This window comes from Helicobacter valdiviensis (genome assembly GCF_003245365.1).
In the GTDB taxonomy this organism is placed as follows: Bacteria; Campylobacterota; Campylobacteria; order Campylobacterales; family Helicobacteraceae; genus Helicobacter_D; species Helicobacter_D valdiviensis.
This window is the reverse complement of sequence record NZ_NBIU01000004.1, coordinates 1-14,714: the sequence shown is the minus strand read 5'-3', so window position 1 is coordinate 14,714 and position 14,714 is coordinate 1. Positions and strand designations below refer to the sequence as shown.

General features: G+C 30.5%; 20 protein-coding genes. 19 read left to right on the top strand and 1 reads right to left on the bottom strand.

The genetic code is table 11. From position 1 onward, the window contains the following. Window positions 1–163: 163 nt before the first annotated feature. From B6S12_RS02235 to B6S12_RS02215, 5 genes are read left to right on the top strand one after another with little or no spacing between them, the layout of a single operon-like run. The gene (locus B6S12_RS02235) at window positions 164–1,738 is read left to right on the top strand and encodes a sensor histidine kinase (protein WP_111229198.1); all 1,575 of its coding nucleotides are present in this window, start codon (window positions 164–166) and stop codon (window positions 1,736–1,738) included. Between the two features lie 16 nt (window positions 1,739–1,754). After that, window positions 1,755–2,432 (top strand): response regulator, encoded by a 678-nt coding sequence (locus B6S12_RS02230; protein ID WP_111229197.1) that lies wholly within the window; start codon window positions 1,755–1,757, stop codon window positions 2,430–2,432. Next, window positions 2,433–3,044, top strand: coding sequence for a thiamine phosphate synthase (locus B6S12_RS02225; RefSeq protein WP_111229196.1), 612 nt, complete (start codon window positions 2,433–2,435; stop codon window positions 3,042–3,044). A gap of 50 nt (window positions 3,045–3,094) precedes the next feature. After that, entirely contained in the window at window positions 3,095–4,606 is a 1,512-nt protein-coding gene (locus B6S12_RS02220) for a Na+/H+ antiporter NhaC family protein (protein ID WP_111229195.1), read from the top strand. A 2-nt stretch (window positions 4,607–4,608) separates the two neighbouring features. After that, window positions 4,609–4,905: a YciI family protein gene (locus B6S12_RS02215; protein ID WP_111229194.1), complete on the top strand. Its 297-nt coding sequence runs from the start codon at window positions 4,609–4,611 to the stop codon at window positions 4,903–4,905. A 17-nt stretch (window positions 4,906–4,922) separates the two neighbouring features. On the opposite strand, the gene B6S12_RS02210 is transcribed toward B6S12_RS02215, so the two are convergent. Next, complete coding sequence (locus tag B6S12_RS02210) at window positions 4,923–5,207, bottom strand: hypothetical protein (RefSeq protein WP_111229193.1); 285 nt, start codon at window positions 5,205–5,207, stop codon at window positions 4,923–4,925. 96 nt (window positions 5,208–5,303) lie between these two features. Here B6S12_RS02210 and tatB point away from each other — a divergent pair, with 96 nt between their 5' ends. The 14 genes from tatB (at window position 5,304) to B6S12_RS11425 (ending at window position 14,663) form a co-directional block, all read left to right on the top strand. Next, window positions 5,304–5,747 (top strand): Sec-independent protein translocase protein TatB, encoded by a 444-nt coding sequence (gene tatB / locus B6S12_RS02205; RefSeq protein WP_111229192.1) that lies wholly within the window; start codon window positions 5,304–5,306, stop codon window positions 5,745–5,747. After that, on the top strand, window positions 5,740–6,471 hold the full coding sequence (gene tatC / locus B6S12_RS02200; protein WP_111229191.1) for a twin-arginine translocase subunit TatC: 732 nt from the start codon (window positions 5,740–5,742) through the stop codon (window positions 6,469–6,471). The genes tatB and tatC overlap by 8 nt, the downstream gene beginning before the upstream one ends. Further along, window positions 6,464–7,495 carry a tRNA preQ1(34) S-adenosylmethionine ribosyltransferase-isomerase QueA gene (gene queA, locus B6S12_RS02195; protein WP_111229190.1) on the top strand — a complete coding sequence of 344 codons (1,032 nt, stop codon included), beginning with the start codon at window positions 6,464–6,466 and terminating at the stop codon, window positions 7,493–7,495. The genes tatC and queA overlap by 8 nt, the downstream gene beginning before the upstream one ends. Further along, window positions 7,492–8,043, top strand: a complete 552-nt coding sequence (rsmG, locus tag B6S12_RS02190; RefSeq protein ID WP_111229189.1) for a 16S rRNA (guanine(527)-N(7))-methyltransferase RsmG — start codon at window positions 7,492–7,494, stop codon at window positions 8,041–8,043. Before queA ends, rsmG begins: the two co-directional genes overlap by 4 nt. Further along, window positions 8,031–8,246 carry a PP0621 family protein gene (locus B6S12_RS02185; protein WP_111229188.1) on the top strand — a complete coding sequence of 72 codons (216 nt, stop codon included), beginning with the start codon at window positions 8,031–8,033 and terminating at the stop codon, window positions 8,244–8,246. The genes rsmG and B6S12_RS02185 overlap by 13 nt, the downstream gene beginning before the upstream one ends. 9 nt (window positions 8,247–8,255) lie before the next feature. Further along, entirely contained in the window at window positions 8,256–8,621 is a 366-nt protein-coding gene (locus B6S12_RS02180; RefSeq protein ID WP_111229187.1) for a hypothetical protein, read from the top strand. After that, entirely contained in the window at window positions 8,609–9,256 is a 648-nt protein-coding gene (locus tag B6S12_RS02175; RefSeq protein WP_111229186.1) for a Crp/Fnr family transcriptional regulator, read from the top strand. Before B6S12_RS02180 ends, B6S12_RS02175 begins: the two co-directional genes overlap by 13 nt. Then, window positions 9,253–10,530 (top strand): type IV pili methyl-accepting chemotaxis transducer N-terminal domain-containing protein, encoded by a 1,278-nt coding sequence (locus tag B6S12_RS02170; protein WP_111229185.1) that lies wholly within the window; start codon window positions 9,253–9,255, stop codon window positions 10,528–10,530. The genes B6S12_RS02175 and B6S12_RS02170 overlap by 4 nt, the downstream gene beginning before the upstream one ends. A 28-nt stretch (window positions 10,531–10,558) precedes the next feature. Beyond that, entirely contained in the window at window positions 10,559–11,560 is a 1,002-nt protein-coding gene (pyrC, locus tag B6S12_RS02165) for a dihydroorotase (RefSeq protein WP_111229184.1), read from the top strand. Next, window positions 11,557–12,057 carry a pantetheine-phosphate adenylyltransferase gene (gene coaD, locus B6S12_RS02160; protein WP_111229183.1) on the top strand — a complete coding sequence of 167 codons (501 nt, stop codon included), beginning with the start codon at window positions 11,557–11,559 and terminating at the stop codon, window positions 12,055–12,057. Before pyrC ends, coaD begins: the two co-directional genes overlap by 4 nt. After that, the gene (gene tmk / locus B6S12_RS02155; RefSeq protein WP_111229182.1) at window positions 12,045–12,620 is read left to right on the top strand and encodes a dTMP kinase; all 576 of its coding nucleotides are present in this window, start codon (window positions 12,045–12,047) and stop codon (window positions 12,618–12,620) included. The genes coaD and tmk overlap by 13 nt, the downstream gene beginning before the upstream one ends. Next, the gene (locus B6S12_RS02150; RefSeq protein WP_111229181.1) at window positions 12,608–13,180 is read left to right on the top strand and encodes a ComF family protein; all 573 of its coding nucleotides are present in this window, start codon (window positions 12,608–12,610) and stop codon (window positions 13,178–13,180) included. The genes tmk and B6S12_RS02150 overlap by 13 nt, the downstream gene beginning before the upstream one ends. 478 nt (window positions 13,181–13,658) lie before the next feature. Continuing rightward, the gene (locus tag B6S12_RS11020; RefSeq protein ID WP_181450927.1) at window positions 13,659–13,805 is read left to right on the top strand and encodes a hypothetical protein; all 147 of its coding nucleotides are present in this window, start codon (window positions 13,659–13,661) and stop codon (window positions 13,803–13,805) included. Between the two features lie 189 nt (window positions 13,806–13,994). Beyond that, window positions 13,995–14,663: a tRNA 2-selenouridine synthase gene (locus B6S12_RS11425; RefSeq protein ID WP_245892485.1), complete on the top strand. Its 669-nt coding sequence runs from the start codon at window positions 13,995–13,997 to the stop codon at window positions 14,661–14,663. Window positions 14,664–14,714 lie beyond the last annotated feature (51 nt).

Sequence of the window (14,714 nt, the reverse complement as noted above, 5' to 3'; positions counted from 1 at the left end):
ATACTAATAGTATTTCCTTAAAAATATACACCCAAATTCATTAAAATATGCTTTAAATGAGAATATTTTAATCACTTAAAAGAAAAAATGAGTAAAATTAAGATATAGGTTGTAAGTATAAAAATAGTATGAAAAACTTTATATATTTATAGAAAGGTTTAATATGGCATTAAGATTTTTTGGGGCTTCCCTAGAAGATAAAGCAAGAATTTTAGTTTTTAATATTGCTTGTGGATTGCTTTCTTTGGCGGTGGTTTCCTATGTATTTTATTTTAGCTTGAAAAATGATTTTGATGTTTTATTTTCAAGTTATAGCCAAAATACTATTTATTTGGAGCAAATGCGTAAATTTATTATTTCTGATTCTAAAGAAATGCCAAGCCAAGAGGTTTTGGATAAAAATATGGAACAAATCCAAATGCTTTGGCATAATGCAGAGGGGATACATTTAAAATATCAAGAAAATTTTATTTTAGAACAAACAAGAAAAGCTTATTTGTTTTTTTTAAGCCAAGAAGAAAGCGGTTATTACTATAAAGTGTTGGATAAGGAAAAGTATTATTACCAAAAGTTACACCAAAAAATTTTAGCTTATGTGGATTTTTTAAAAACTTATTCTCTAAAAGATACAGATTTTAATCTGCGTCTTAAAAATATTGCTAAAGAGTTAAATTTAGAGATTTCTAATGTGATTTCAAGCTCTCTTGAAGTGGCAATTTATCAGAAAAAGAGAAGTGATTTATTGCATAATATTTTGCTGGTTGTTGTGTTTGTGATTATGTGTCTTATTATGCTAATTACTCTTTTGCTTAGCTTTGTGATTTTAAAGCATATTAAGAATTTGCATGCAGTTTTAGAAATCAGAATTAAAGAAAAAACAAAAGAACTTCAAATGCTAAATGATTCTTTGCAAGACACTATTGCAAAAGAAGTGTTAGAAAGCAGAAAAAAAGATCAAATTATGTATCAGCAAGCAAGACTTGCAAGTATGGGAGAAATGATACAAAATATTGCACACCAATGGCGACAACCATTAAATGCACTCATTTTGCTTATACAAGCCTTTAGGGTAAAATCCCAAAATGGCAAGCTTACTCAAGAGTTTGTAGAAACGCAGGTAGAAGATGGTATGAAAATTGCCAAGCAAATGTCAAGAACTATAGAAGACTTTAGAAGTTTTTTTCACCAATCTAGCCAAAAAGAACAATTTAATTTAAAAGAGTTGATTGATGAAACTATAGCTTTAATTAGCCCAATATTAAAGCAAAATGAGATACACATCCAAATTGATTGCCCAAAAGATATACAGATTTATGGGCTTAAAAGTTCTTTATCTCAAGTAATTTTAAATCTTGTAAAAAATTCTCAAGATGCTTTAAAGAGTAGAGAAATAAAACCAGCAGAAATTTACATTGTAGCTTATGAATTTAAAGAAAATCTCGTTAAAATTGAATGTTTAGATAATGCAGGTGGTATAAAATTAAGTGATATTCACAAAATTTTTGAACCCTACTTTACAACAAAACACAAATCAATTGGCACTGGGATAGGGCTTTATATGTCTAAACAAATTATTGAAAAGCAAATGCAAGGTAGCATAGAAGTGCAAAATATGCAATGGAAAGGTGTAGATTGTAAATTTTGTGAAGAAGGTGCTTGCTTAAAAGAATGTCAAAGTGAAGCAGGAGTTTGTGGGGCGCAATTTACCATCACAATTCCTAAAGATGGAGAAATTTAGCTATTTAGGAGTATTAATGTTAAGTAAAAATGACGAGAAAATGCTTAAAAAGTTGAGAGTTTTGTATGTAGAAGATGAGGAAGATATTTTAAAATTTGCCAAAATGGTGCTAGAAGATTATGTGGGAGAATTATACACAGCTAGTAATGGCAAGGAAGCCCTAGAAATTTTAAAAGAATATAATATTGATGTAGTGATTAGTGATATTTTAATGCCAAAAATAAATGGGATTGAGCTTGTTAGAGAAATTAGAAAAAATTCCCTTTTAAATGTGGCTGTTATTATAGCGACAGCACATACAGAAACGCAGTATTTATTGGATTGTATAGAGTTAAAAGTAGATGGTTATGTGCTAAAACCTATTGATGTTAATGAACTTTTAAATACGCTTTTAAAAGCAGTTTTGCCAAAATTTCAAGCAGTGGAATTGCACTCTAAAAATGTGCTTTTAAATGCAATTTCGGTTTTTGTAGGTGGAAAGAAAATTGAAATTATTAAATATTTAATAGAACATACAGATAAAGAAAATATTTTCTATGGTTCTTATGAAGATATTGTGGTAGAAGTTGGTGTTAGTAAGCCCACAGTTGTAAAGACTTTTAGGCAGTTAATTGATACAGGACTTTTGGTGCGTTTAAAAAATAAGATTTATAAACTCCAGCCCGATATTTCTCAATACAAAGAAGAAGCTTAAATGTTAAAAGGGATTTATGCGATTAGTGATCCATCGCTAATGCCAAACTCTAAGATATTTATTCCTTTAAAAGAAGCAATAAAAGCAGGAATTAACATTTTCCAATTACGCGATAAGACAAGCAAAGATATAGAGATTAAAAGTTTAGTTTTAGAACTAGATGACTTTTGTAAAGAAAAGAATGTGCAATTTGTTTTAAATGATAGAGTGGATTTGGCAATCAATTTAGGAGTAAGTGGCCTACATATTGGCAAAAAAGAAACAAAAGAGTTATATAGTAAAGAGGAGCTAAAAAAAATTAGACAAGATTTTAAAGGAATACTTGGAATTTCTTGTTATGGTAGCTTGGAGTTAGCAAATAGAGCCTATGAAGTGCAAGCAGATTATGTAGCATTTGGAGCTTGTTTTCCGAGCTTGACTAAACCAAATGCCAAAAGACTGGATTTAGAGATTTTTTCACAATTTAATGCTTTACCAAAATGTGCTATTGGCGGAATTAAAGCAACTAATGTTTCTTTAATTAAAAATGCACAAATGGTAGCTTGTATTAAAGGGATTTGGGAAGGAAATATCACGCAAAATATAGAAGCATTAAAGCAAAATTTTGTGTAATTTTGTTAAAATCCTCGCTATTTTATGAATATTAAAAAAGAAAGGTAAAGATGTATAGCGATTCTGCTTTAAGTTTGCTAGTTCCCATTGTGGTAATTGCAATGGTTTTAATAACTAAACGCGTAGTGTTATCCCTATTTTTAGGGATTGTTTTAGCTGGGATTATGCTAGAGGATGATTTGTATTCTAAGATGGAATATGTCTATATGGCAATATCAGGAGTGTTTTATGATGAGGCAAGTGGAATTAAAATAAACACTTTTTATATCTTTGGCTTTTTGGTGTTGCTAGGGATTTTAACACAACTTATGCAATGTTCTGGAGGAATTAATGCATTTGTGCAATGGGCTAGAAAGAGAATAAACAGTCCAAAAGGTTCAGAGTTTTTAGCATTTATTGCAGGAATTGTAATATTTATTGATGATTATTTTAATGCCTTAAGTGTGGGACAAATTGCAAGACCGCTTAATGATGCAAACCATTCTACTAGAGAAAGATTGGCCTATATTATTGATTCAACTTCTGCGCCTGTATGTATTTTAATGCCTATTTCTAGCTGGGGAGCTTATGTTTTAGGATTGATGAGTGGCTTGGTTGAGGGGCAGTCTGCTTTTAGTGTTTTAGTGGAAAGTATTATAAGAAATTATTATGCTTGGTTTGCTTTAATTGGAGTATTTTTTGTAATTTATTGGCAGATTAATTTGCCAGTTATGAAAAATAATCAAAATATAGGTGCTGAAACTTTTGAAGAGATTAAAGTGCATACAAGTGGAAATATGTGGTTACTTATTGCTCCTATTGTGTCTTTGATATTTTTGGTAGCATTTTTTATTTTTTATAGCGGTTATAGGGAAGTGCAGACTTTTGATTTTATTGCAATGCTTGGAGAAGCACAAACAGGATTTTCACTCTTTTGGGGTGGATTTTTTGCTCTTTTAATTGCCCTTTTAATCTCTTTTAAACATATTAATGGAAGAGATTTTTATTTAATTTGTAAAGATGGATTTTTATCAATGCTTCCTGCAATTTTAATTTTAGTGTTAGCTTGGGCGATAGGACCAGTGATTAAAGATGACTTGCAAACAGGAACATATCTTTCAAAAATTAGTGCAGATTTTATAGTAGAAGCTAATTTGTCTCCTAATTTAATTGTTCCATTAGCTTTGTTTTTAAGTGCGGGTTTTATTGCTTTATGTATGGGGACAAGTTGGGGGACTTTTGCGATTATGCTTCCTATTGGCGTAAGTATTGCTAGTGCAAATGAGGCAGATGTTATGCTTGCAATTGCAGCGGTTTTGGGAGGTGCTGTGTATGGAGATCATGTATCACCCATTTCAGATACAACAATTCTTTCTGCAACGGGTGCAGGTTGTTCGGTGCAAAGCCATTTTATCACACAATTGCCTTATGCGAGTATGATTGCTTTTGTAGCATTTATTAGCTATGGAGTTGCAGGATTGTTAAATTCTTTTGTAGTAGGTTATGTTGTGGGTTGGATTTTACTTTTTAGTTTATTTTTAGTGCTAAAAAGATATTATGGAGAAAAATTATTAAGGAGTTAGGAATGGCAAATTTATTTTTGATTCTTGTAAATTATACCAAACCTTTAGAGGTGATTGATGAGATTTTACCTGCACATAGAGCATTTTTAAGCGAGAATTACAAAGAGGGTAGATTGCTTGTGAGTGGTCCTAGAGAACCGCGTGTAGGTGGGATTATTCTAGGTAAGTTCAAAAATAAAGAAGAAGCATTAAACTTCACAAAACAAGATCCTTTTTATCAAAATCAAGCAGCATCTTATGAGGTTATGGAGTTTAATCCTGTCTTAAGCAATGAGAGTTTAACAAAATTTTTATCTTAAATTTTCAAGAAAGAGAATTAAAAGCTTGCATTTTGTTCTCTTCTTAAATCTTCTTCAAAATAATACCATTCTAAATCAGCCGGAATTGAAACATCTTTAGGTCTTTTTCCTTGTATTTGCGATTGTATTCCGCTTTTACTGTAACCAAAAATTTTTCCATCATTCATAAAATAATAAGTTGCTCCTGCTCCAATACCTGCACCCAATAAAAAAGCGTCTGTTTTATTGGAAATACAACCGCTAAAGAATAAAGCTGTGCTAGTTAAAATTAACCCTATTTTTATGAATTTTAAAGCTCTCATAACATTCCTTTGTTGATTATTTTATAAACTCTAAGCACACTTTATTCCAAAATGGGATAAAATCCTAAAAATTAAAATAAATTTCAAAGGTAATAGATGTTCGGAATGGGTTTTTTTGAAATCTTAGTAGTTGCAGTTGTGGCAATTATTTTTTTAGGTCCTGAAAAACTACCTAAGGCATTAGTGGATATTGCAAAATTTTTAAAAACTTTAAAAAGAACTATTGATGATGCTAAGGAAAGTTTGGATAGGGAAGTAAATTTAAGCAAGATAAAAGAAGAAGCATTAGCATATAAAAATAGTCTTACTCAAGGCGTAGATAATCTCACAAAAGATTTGGACTTTAAAGAAATGATTTCTTTAGATGAAGAAGAACCTAAGGTAAAACAAGAAAAAGATGAAATGCTGCCTAAAGAAAATAAAAAAGAGCAATTAAGCTTTAAAAACTACACGCTAGAGCAAGAGAAAATAGATACAAAAGAGCAAAAAGAAGTTGTGCAAAATAATGAGGTTACTACAATAAAGGATAAAAATGTTTGAAGATTTAAAGCCCCATATTATTGAGTTAAGAAAATGTTTGATAATTATAACTATTGCTCTAATTATTAGTTTTTTGTGTTCTTTTTATTTTTGGGAAGAAATTTTAGGCTGGATGAGTGCTCCTTTAGAAAGTGCTTTGCCTAAAGGGAAAGAGAGTATTATTTTTACACAAATTGGAGAACCATTTTTTACCGCAATGAAAGTATCATTTTTTAGTGGTTTTATTTTTGCATTGCCTATAATTTTTTGGCAAATTTGGTCTTTTGTTGCACCTGGACTTTATGAAAATGAAAAAAAATTTGTTTTGCCCTTTGTGATTTTTGGGACATTTTTCTTTTTGTGTGGTTGTGCTTTTGCATATTATGTAGCCTTTCCTGTAGGTTTTTCTTATTTGATTGGATTTGGAAGTCAATCTTTTACAGCTTTGCCTACTATTGGAGCTTATGTGAGCTTTTTTTCTAAACTTATGGTGGGATTTGGAATTTCTTTTGAGCTTCCTGTCATTACATTCTTTTTAGCAAAGCTTGGATTAGTGAGTGATAAGACTTTAAAAGATTATTTTAAATATGCGATTGTATTTATTTTTATTCTAGCAGCCATTTTAACTCCTCCTGATATTCTCTCGCAATTTTTAATGGCATTACCTCTTACTTTATTGTATGGTTTGTCTATTTTGGTTGCTAAGATGGTTAATCCTTACAAGGAAGAAAAGCTTGATGAATGAGCTAACTTTAAGTGCATATGATTATCATTTGCCAAGCCATTTAATTGCTTCAAAACCTCTAAAAAACAAAGAGGATTCTAAGCTTTTGGTTTATAATAGGCAAGATAGAAGCATTATACATAGCACCTTTTTGGAATTTGCAAAATTTTTACCTAAAAACACTTTGATTGTATTTAATGATACTAAAGTGATACCTGCTAGAATTTATGGCAGTAAGATTCATGAAAATTTACAAGAGGGTGCTAAAATTGAAGGACTTTTTCATAAGATTTTGGGTGAAAATCTTTATCTTTTCCAGTTTAGAGGAAGATTAAAAGAGGGCAATAGAGTAGATTTTTATGGAATTACTTGTAAGATTTTAAAAGATCTTGAAATGGGCTTTAAAGAAGTGGGATTTTTTAAAAATAATAAAGCTTTAAACCTAGAAGAGTTTTTAAAATTTTTAGAAGAATTTGGGCATATTCCTTTGCCTCCTTATTTAAAAAGGGAGGATACTAAAGAAGATAGGGAAGATTATCAAAGTGTTTTTGCTAAAAATATCGGTGCGATTGCTGCTCCTACTGCTTCATTGCATTTTAGTGAAGAATCGTATAAGTATTTAAAGGAAAATTTTCAAACAACCTTTGTAACTTTGCATGTAGGTGCTGGAACTTTTTTGCCTGTGAGTGTAGAAAATATTTTAGAACATAAAATGCATAAAGAAAGCTATGAGATTAACAAAAACACTCAAGAAATGTTGGAAAAAGCAGAGCATATTACAGCTATTGGCACAACTGCTACAAGAACTATAGAGTTTTATGCAAGAACCAAGCAGGAAAGTGGAGAGTGCGATTTGTTTTTGCATCCTAAGAACCCTCCTTTAAAAACTCATGCACTTCTTACAAATTTTCATCTCCCAAAAAGCACACTTTTGATGTTAGTAGCCTCTTTTGTGGGTTTAGAGGAGATGCAACGCATTTATCAAGAAGCGATTTTAAAAGAATATCGCTTTTATTCTTATGGTGATGGAATGCTAATTTTATGAAAAAGTTAGAAAAATATATAGAGATTTTAGAAAAATGGAATAAAATCCATAGTTTAAGCGGTGCAAAGAATAAAAAAAGTATTCAAGAAAACATTGAGGATTCTCTAAAGCCTTTAGAATTTGAAGAGTTAAAGTGGAAAGAACAAAGATTAATTTTAGATGTGGGTAGTGGAAATGGATTTCCTGCTATTCCTTTAGCTATAGCACTTGAAGTGCCTTTTATTTTGTGTGAGCCTAATGCTAAAAAAGCAGCATTTTTACACCATTTGAAAATAGAATTAGAATTAAATAATGTGGAGGTTGTTCGCTCTAAAGTTCAAGACTTAAATCTTGCTTGTAAGCCAAGTTTAATCACTTCACGAGCACTTTTGGGAACTTTAGATTTGATTTCTCTTTGCAAAGGGGTGAAAGAGGCAACAACTTCCTTTTTGTTCTTTAAGGGCTCTAAAGTAAAAGAGGAGCTAGAGGGATTAAAAAAATATAAAATTTATAATCATCATTATAGAAATTATCTTTTTATACAAGGAGAAAGTTTATGCAATGGTTAGTTGTTATTTTATTGATTGTAGCAGTGTATTATTTGTTTATTAGAAAACCTAAAACAAGGGAAAACTATAAAAATACCCCCAAAAAACCTGAAGAAGTGATGGTTGAATGTGTAAAATGTGGTGTTTATGTTTCTAGTAAGGAAGCAATTATTCAAGATGGTAAATATTATTGCTCGCGTGAGTGTGCTAAGATTACGCATTGAGGCTAAAAAATGATTATTTTAAACCATTCTTTGTTAGAAACTTTAGAAATTAAGTTAATAAATACTAAGGAAGAATTAGAAAATACACTTCCTAGTGATTTTTTGGTGATTGGAAGTTTAGAGCTTGCAAAATTTGCAAAACTTCAAGGTATTGATTATGCTTTTTTAGGTGATGGAGTTACTAAAGCTTTGATGGCTTCAAGTTTGGGGGCAAAATATTTGCTGTGTAAAAAGCTTGTTTTTGCAAAACAAATGCAAAAAATTGCCGAAAACTATTTATTGGATATGAAAATTATTTCTATCATTCATGATGAAAAAGAAATAGAGGAAATTGCTACAGATGGAATTGATGGGGTTATTTTTTGGAACAATTAAAAGATTTTGATATTTTTAAAAATTTGCCACAACAAGAAATAGATAAATTGCAAGAAATTGTAAAAATAAAGCAGTTTAATCAAAAAGAAATTATTGCTTATGAGGGAGATTTTTCTAGTGAAATTCTTTTGTTACTTGTTGGGGAAGTGAAGCTTTATAAAGTTAATAGATTTGGTGGAGAGATTTTTTTATGCCAATTAAGAGAGGGGCTTTTAAATGCACCAAGAGAAAAGGAGCAATTCATTTTTGCAAATTTGGAATGCAAAAAAGATTCTAAAGTAGCATTTTTTGCTAAAGATTTATTGTTTTCTATGTTTGAGGTTTCCCCAAAGCTTATGCAGTTTTTCTTTATCCAGCTTCAAGAGAAGTTACAATTTTTTGAAGATGTGATAAAAAGGGAATTGGTTTTTGATAGCACAGCAAAAATTGCTTATTTTTTAGTGCATGATTTAGAGGATTTTAATCATAGTAAAAAACAGGATATTGCAGCTTTTTTGAATATCCAGCCAGAAACTCTTTCAAGGATTTTAAAAAAATTAAGCAGAGATGGAATGATTTTGCAAGGTAAAGAAGGTAGGGTGCAGATACAAGATTTACAAAGCTTAAAACAAATTTACAAGAAAGAAGAGATATGAAAAAAATTATTACGCGTTTGGTGGTTGTTGGCATTTTGATAGCCTTTTGTGTGGGTGTGATGATGGCTTCTATTTTGCTAATTAATCAAAGAAGTATTAAAGATGGGATTGTGATTAATATCGTGGGAAAACAAAGAATGCTTAGTCAAATGATTGCTAAAGAAGTTTTTATAAATTATTTTCAAGACAATGAAAACTATAAAAACTTAAAAAATGCAATGGCAGAGTTTGAAACAAATTTAGATTTTTTAGAAAATGGTGATTATAAAAACGCAATCAAATCTTCTAGCAGAGAGAAAATGAATCAAAAACTAGAAGAGATCAGAAAGATTTGGGAGGTTTATAAACAGCAAGTAGAAGATTTTACAAAGCTTAACCAGCAAGTTTATGAAAGTAAGGAGTTTTTGGATAAAAACAAAATTGAATTATTTCAAAAGGTTAAAATAGATACTTTAAGAATATTGGTAGAAAATATGTGTTCTTCTTTAGCCCATTTTATGATAAAGTGGGATGAGAAATATTATGAGGCTTTTTTGCAAGAATATGCAGAGATGGAAAATTTTATGCAATCTTGGCAAAAAAGCAAGAAAACTAAAGAACTTGAAAAAGATTTTATAGAAAGCAAGAGAGTATGGGAGCTCTTATCTTTGCATTTGCAGAAAGTTTCAAAGGTGCAAAGGGAATTGAGTATTGTATTAAAAGGTATTACAAAAACCAATTTAGAGCTTTTAGAAAAGATTGATGGGGCGACAAATTATTATTCTAATATTTCTGTAATCAAGCGTTCTTATCTTGAAAAATTTCAGTTTGTTGCATTTTTGATTATGTTGGTTTTAGCTTCTTATGCGTTAAAGATTATTTTAGATATTAGGGCACATCTTAAGCAGTTTGTAGATAAAACACAGCTTTTAGCTAGAGGCAATATTACTCAAGATCTTGCACAAAAGATAAAACTAGAGGGAGAAAGTGAGCTTTCCATCGCTTCTTTAAATCTTTCTGATTTTATTAATAGATTAAGCTTAACCAAAGAAACCTCTGATTATGCTAGAGAATTGAGTGTGCGTTTGTCTGATGAGATTTTTAGATTAAGTGAAGAGATTAAGGAACGCTTAAAAGTTGCAAATTTATCTAAAGAAAAGCAAAAAAGTATCCAAGAGGCAATTAATTTAGGAGAAGATATTGCAATTCAATCTAGCGAACAACTTATTGTTACGGCAAAATTATTAGAGAAATTGCATAAGATTTTAAGAGAGATTGAAGAAGATTGTAATTAAGATACGCTAAAATTTAAAGGAGTTTAGAATGGAGATTATACTAGATACACCTTGTGATATGCACTTGCATTTGCGCGATGGAGAAGTTTTAGAAAATGTTTTAAACTACACAACGCAATGCTTTAGCACTGCACTTGTAATGCCAAATTTAAATCCTCCTATTACCTCATTACAAATGGCACTAGATTACAAAAAAAGGATTTTAGAGAAAAACAAAAATGCAAATTTTACTCCTTTGATGAGTCTTTTTTTAAGTGAAAGCTTAAGTAAAGATGAACTAAAAGCGGCCAAAGAAAGCGGAGTAATGTTCTTGAAGCTTTATCCAAAAGGCTCTACTACAGGAAGCGAGAGTGGAGTGAGTGAGATTTTAAATAGTAAGGTTTTAGAGATTTTAGAAATAGCACAAGAACTAGGACTTTTTTTAAGCATACATGGAGAAAGTAAGGGTTTTGTGTTAGATAGAGAGGTGGAGTTTCATACCATTTTTGAAGAATTAGCCAAGACTTTTCCAAAATTAAAGATTTTTTTTGAACATTTAAGCGATAGACGCTCTATTGCTTTTGTGGAAAAATATCCTAATTTATTTGCCACCCTTACTTTACACCATATCACTTTAAGTTTAGATGATGTGATAGGTGGAGCTTTAAATCCGCATTTATTTTGTAAGCCTATTTTAAAAACCAAAAAAGATCAAGAAGCACTTTTAGAAATAGCATTAAAAGCACATCCTAAATTCTCTTTTGGAAGCGATTGTGCGCCTCATTTAAAAGCAACAAAAGAAAGCGGGAAAGGAGCGGCAGGAATTTTTAGTGCTCCTATTTTATTGCCTGCTTTAGCAGAGCTTTTTGAGAAACATCAAGCATTAGAAAATTTAGAAACATTTGTTTGCAAAAACGCACATAGGATTTATAATTTAAATTTACCTCAAAAATTAGTAAAACTTATTAAAAAACCTATGAAAGTAGAGGAAGAATATAGTGGGATTGTTCCGCTTAGGGCAGGAGAGTGCATCTCTTGGAGTTTAGCTTGAAACCAAAAATAGCAATTTATCCAGGAACTTTTGATCCTATTACTAATGGACATTTAGATGTGATTAAACGAGCCTCGTTTTTGTTTGATGGGTTGATTATAGCAGTAGCAAAATCTGAGCTTAAAAAGCCACTTTTTAGTGTAGAAGATAGGGTAAAGATGGTAAATCTTGCAATTTGTGATGAAAAGGAGATTAAAAAAAGTGTATGCGTGCATAGCTTTGATAATCTTGTTGCAGATTTTGCTAAAGATCAAGAAGCTAGAGTGTTAATCCGTGGGCTTAGAGCGGTGAGTGATTTTGAATATGAATTGCAAATGGGCTATGCTAATGCTTCGCTCAATAAAGAGCTAGAAACAATTTATCTTATGCCATCTTTGCAAAATGCTTTTATTAGTTCCACTGTGGTGCGATCTATTTTGTTGCATGGGGGAGATATTTCTCATCTTGTATCGCCTTTAGTGTATCAGTTTATTAAGGAGAGAAGATGTATGCAGTGATTGAAGGAATTGATACTTGTGGTAAAAGCACGCAAATTAAGGCATTAAAGAAGATTTTTAAAGAAGCTATTTTTGTCAATGAACCAGGAGGTAGTGAGCTTGGAAGTGAGCTAAGAGAGATTTTATTAAATAGAGATATAAAAATAGGTAAAAGAGCAGAGGTTTTACTTTTTTTAGCAGATAGAGCACAATTAGCTGATGAGGTTTTGTTGAATTCTAAAAATTTATTAGTGATTAGTGATAGAAGCTTGATTTCGGGTATGGCTTATGCTAAAGATTTTGATTATAAGCTTTTAAAAGATTTAAATTTATTTGCATTAAATGGGATATTGCCTAATAAAGTTGTGCTTTTGGAACTTAGTAAAGAGGAGCTAAAGAGGCGTTTAGATACTAAAGTCCATGATAAAATTGAAAGAAGAGGCATAGAATATTTGTTGGCTTTACAAGAGCGTATGAAGGAAGTTTTGGAGATTTTAGGAGTAGATTATAAAATTATTGTAGCAGATAAGGAAGAAACAAGTATTACTCAAGAGATTGTATCTTATTTAAAATGCGGTGTTTAATATGTGGAAAAATTTCTTTTAGAAGTGTTTGTCAAAATTGCAAAGAAGATATTGCACTCTATCCTAGAATGCGAGAATTAGAGGAAGGTTTTAGGGTGTATAGCTTTTATGAATATTCTTCAAATGCTATGCTTTTTGCAAGTAAATACCAAACAATAGGCAGTAAGATTTATACAATTTTAAGCAAGAAAGCTGTTTTATATCTTGTGAAAAATTTAGAATTCTCTTTAGAATGTTATGGGGTTGGGATAGATGAGGATGTAAAAAGAGGCTATGCACAAAATTCTATTTTTTTAAAGGAGCTTAAAAAGATAGGGATTAAACCCTTATATGGATCTCTAAAAGCTAGAAATAAAGTAACCTATGCAGGAAAAGATTTAGAGTTTAGATTAAAAAATCCTAGAAATTTTAAACCCAATTCTAGATTTGCAAATAAAAGGATAGTCTTAGTTGATGACATTATTACTACAGGAACTACACTAAAAGAGGCAAGAGAGATGGTGCAAAAATGTGGAGGGGAAGTGGTTTGTGCTTTTGTGCTTGGTGATGCGAAGAAATGAGAAATTTTGTAAGCTAATCAAGTGCAACTTTGAGAAACTCTTTAGTATGAAGAGTTTGTGAGGTTTGCTGGTGTCTATCCCTTTTGATTGTGAGAAAAGATGCGATGAAGTAATCTAAGCCATTACAAAGCAGATTTATCCGTTGTGGCAATCTGTTTTCTCTATGTCAATGTGAGATTTGCATAAGTAAATCATGGTAAGCCAAAAAGAAACGCCAATAGTTTTAAGCAAACCCATTAGACTGCCACAACTTATTAGTGTAAGTCTTGTAGTAATATTTTGTTGTTCTTATCATGTCATTGTGAGGCAATCCAAAAATAACAATCAAGTGTCTTAGGTATTTTTAAGAATGTCACATAAACACTTTATATTTGCTTGTAATGATTTTCTTATTTTTTATTATGAACAAAACGCGGTTTTGCATGATAATCTTTTAGCTTTGTTATTTTGCTTTTAATGACAAAAGAAAGGAAATTTTATGAAGTATTATGTAACAATTTATATCCACCCTATGATTATGAACATTCCCCACGCCTTTTTAGGACTTACTAAAGATAAAAGTCCTGATAAACTTGATAAATTAGATGAAGAATTAAAACAAAAATATCTTAAAAACAAGAATTAAATGAATTAAAGAAATTAAATAAATTAGTTTATAATAAAATAATTGATCTATATTAATTAGGAGTAAATTTGCAAATTCCTATTTATTCTAAATTAAAAGTAAAGGAATAGATAAAAATAAAAATTTAAATTTTATTTTAGAATTATTTTAATTATTATAGAATGATTTATTTATAAAGAAGGATGATTGATGAAAGTTGCTATAGCAATTGTTTTTGTCTTTTTTACTTTAATCTTTTTAAGTGCTTGTTCTTTTAAAGCAAAAGGAGCTAGTGAGCTAGAAAATCTTGCAAGAAATTATGGTGGAATTTATATCTTTGATAAAAAAATAAGAGAAGAGATATTGGAAAATGAAAGGAAGAGAAGAGAATTGGAAGATAATGATAAATTTAGAACTAAAACAGGGCAATTAAAAACAGGGGAGTTAATTTACACTATCGATTCTGAAGCTATCGACAAATTACTTCCCCAAGTCCTTTCTAATGGTTGCAAATATTATCGCAATGATTCTAATTATGATGTAAATGATCCTGATTATGAATTTAACTTCAAAGATAAACCCGAATTTGCTTATTATGAAGATCAATTTAGGGCATATATGGGTGAAGAAACTTATAAAAAATTAAGGCCTTATTTAGGTATGACAACTTATTATGTATGTAAGGGTAAAAAATATCCTGTTGTTTTTTCTACCAGATTTATGTATAATGAAAGAAGCTTTGGTTTATTTGGAGATGAAGGAAGAGGATTTAGCTTTACAAGTGTAAGGCACAAAGGTGTTGGTGGTGGATTTTTTCATTATTTTATCAATGGTAAATTTGTAAGAAGCGATGAAAAATATAATTTAGAAAGGTATTAATGAGTCCTAAAGAACTTCTTGTTGAAATCAAAGATTATGCAGATGTAGCTG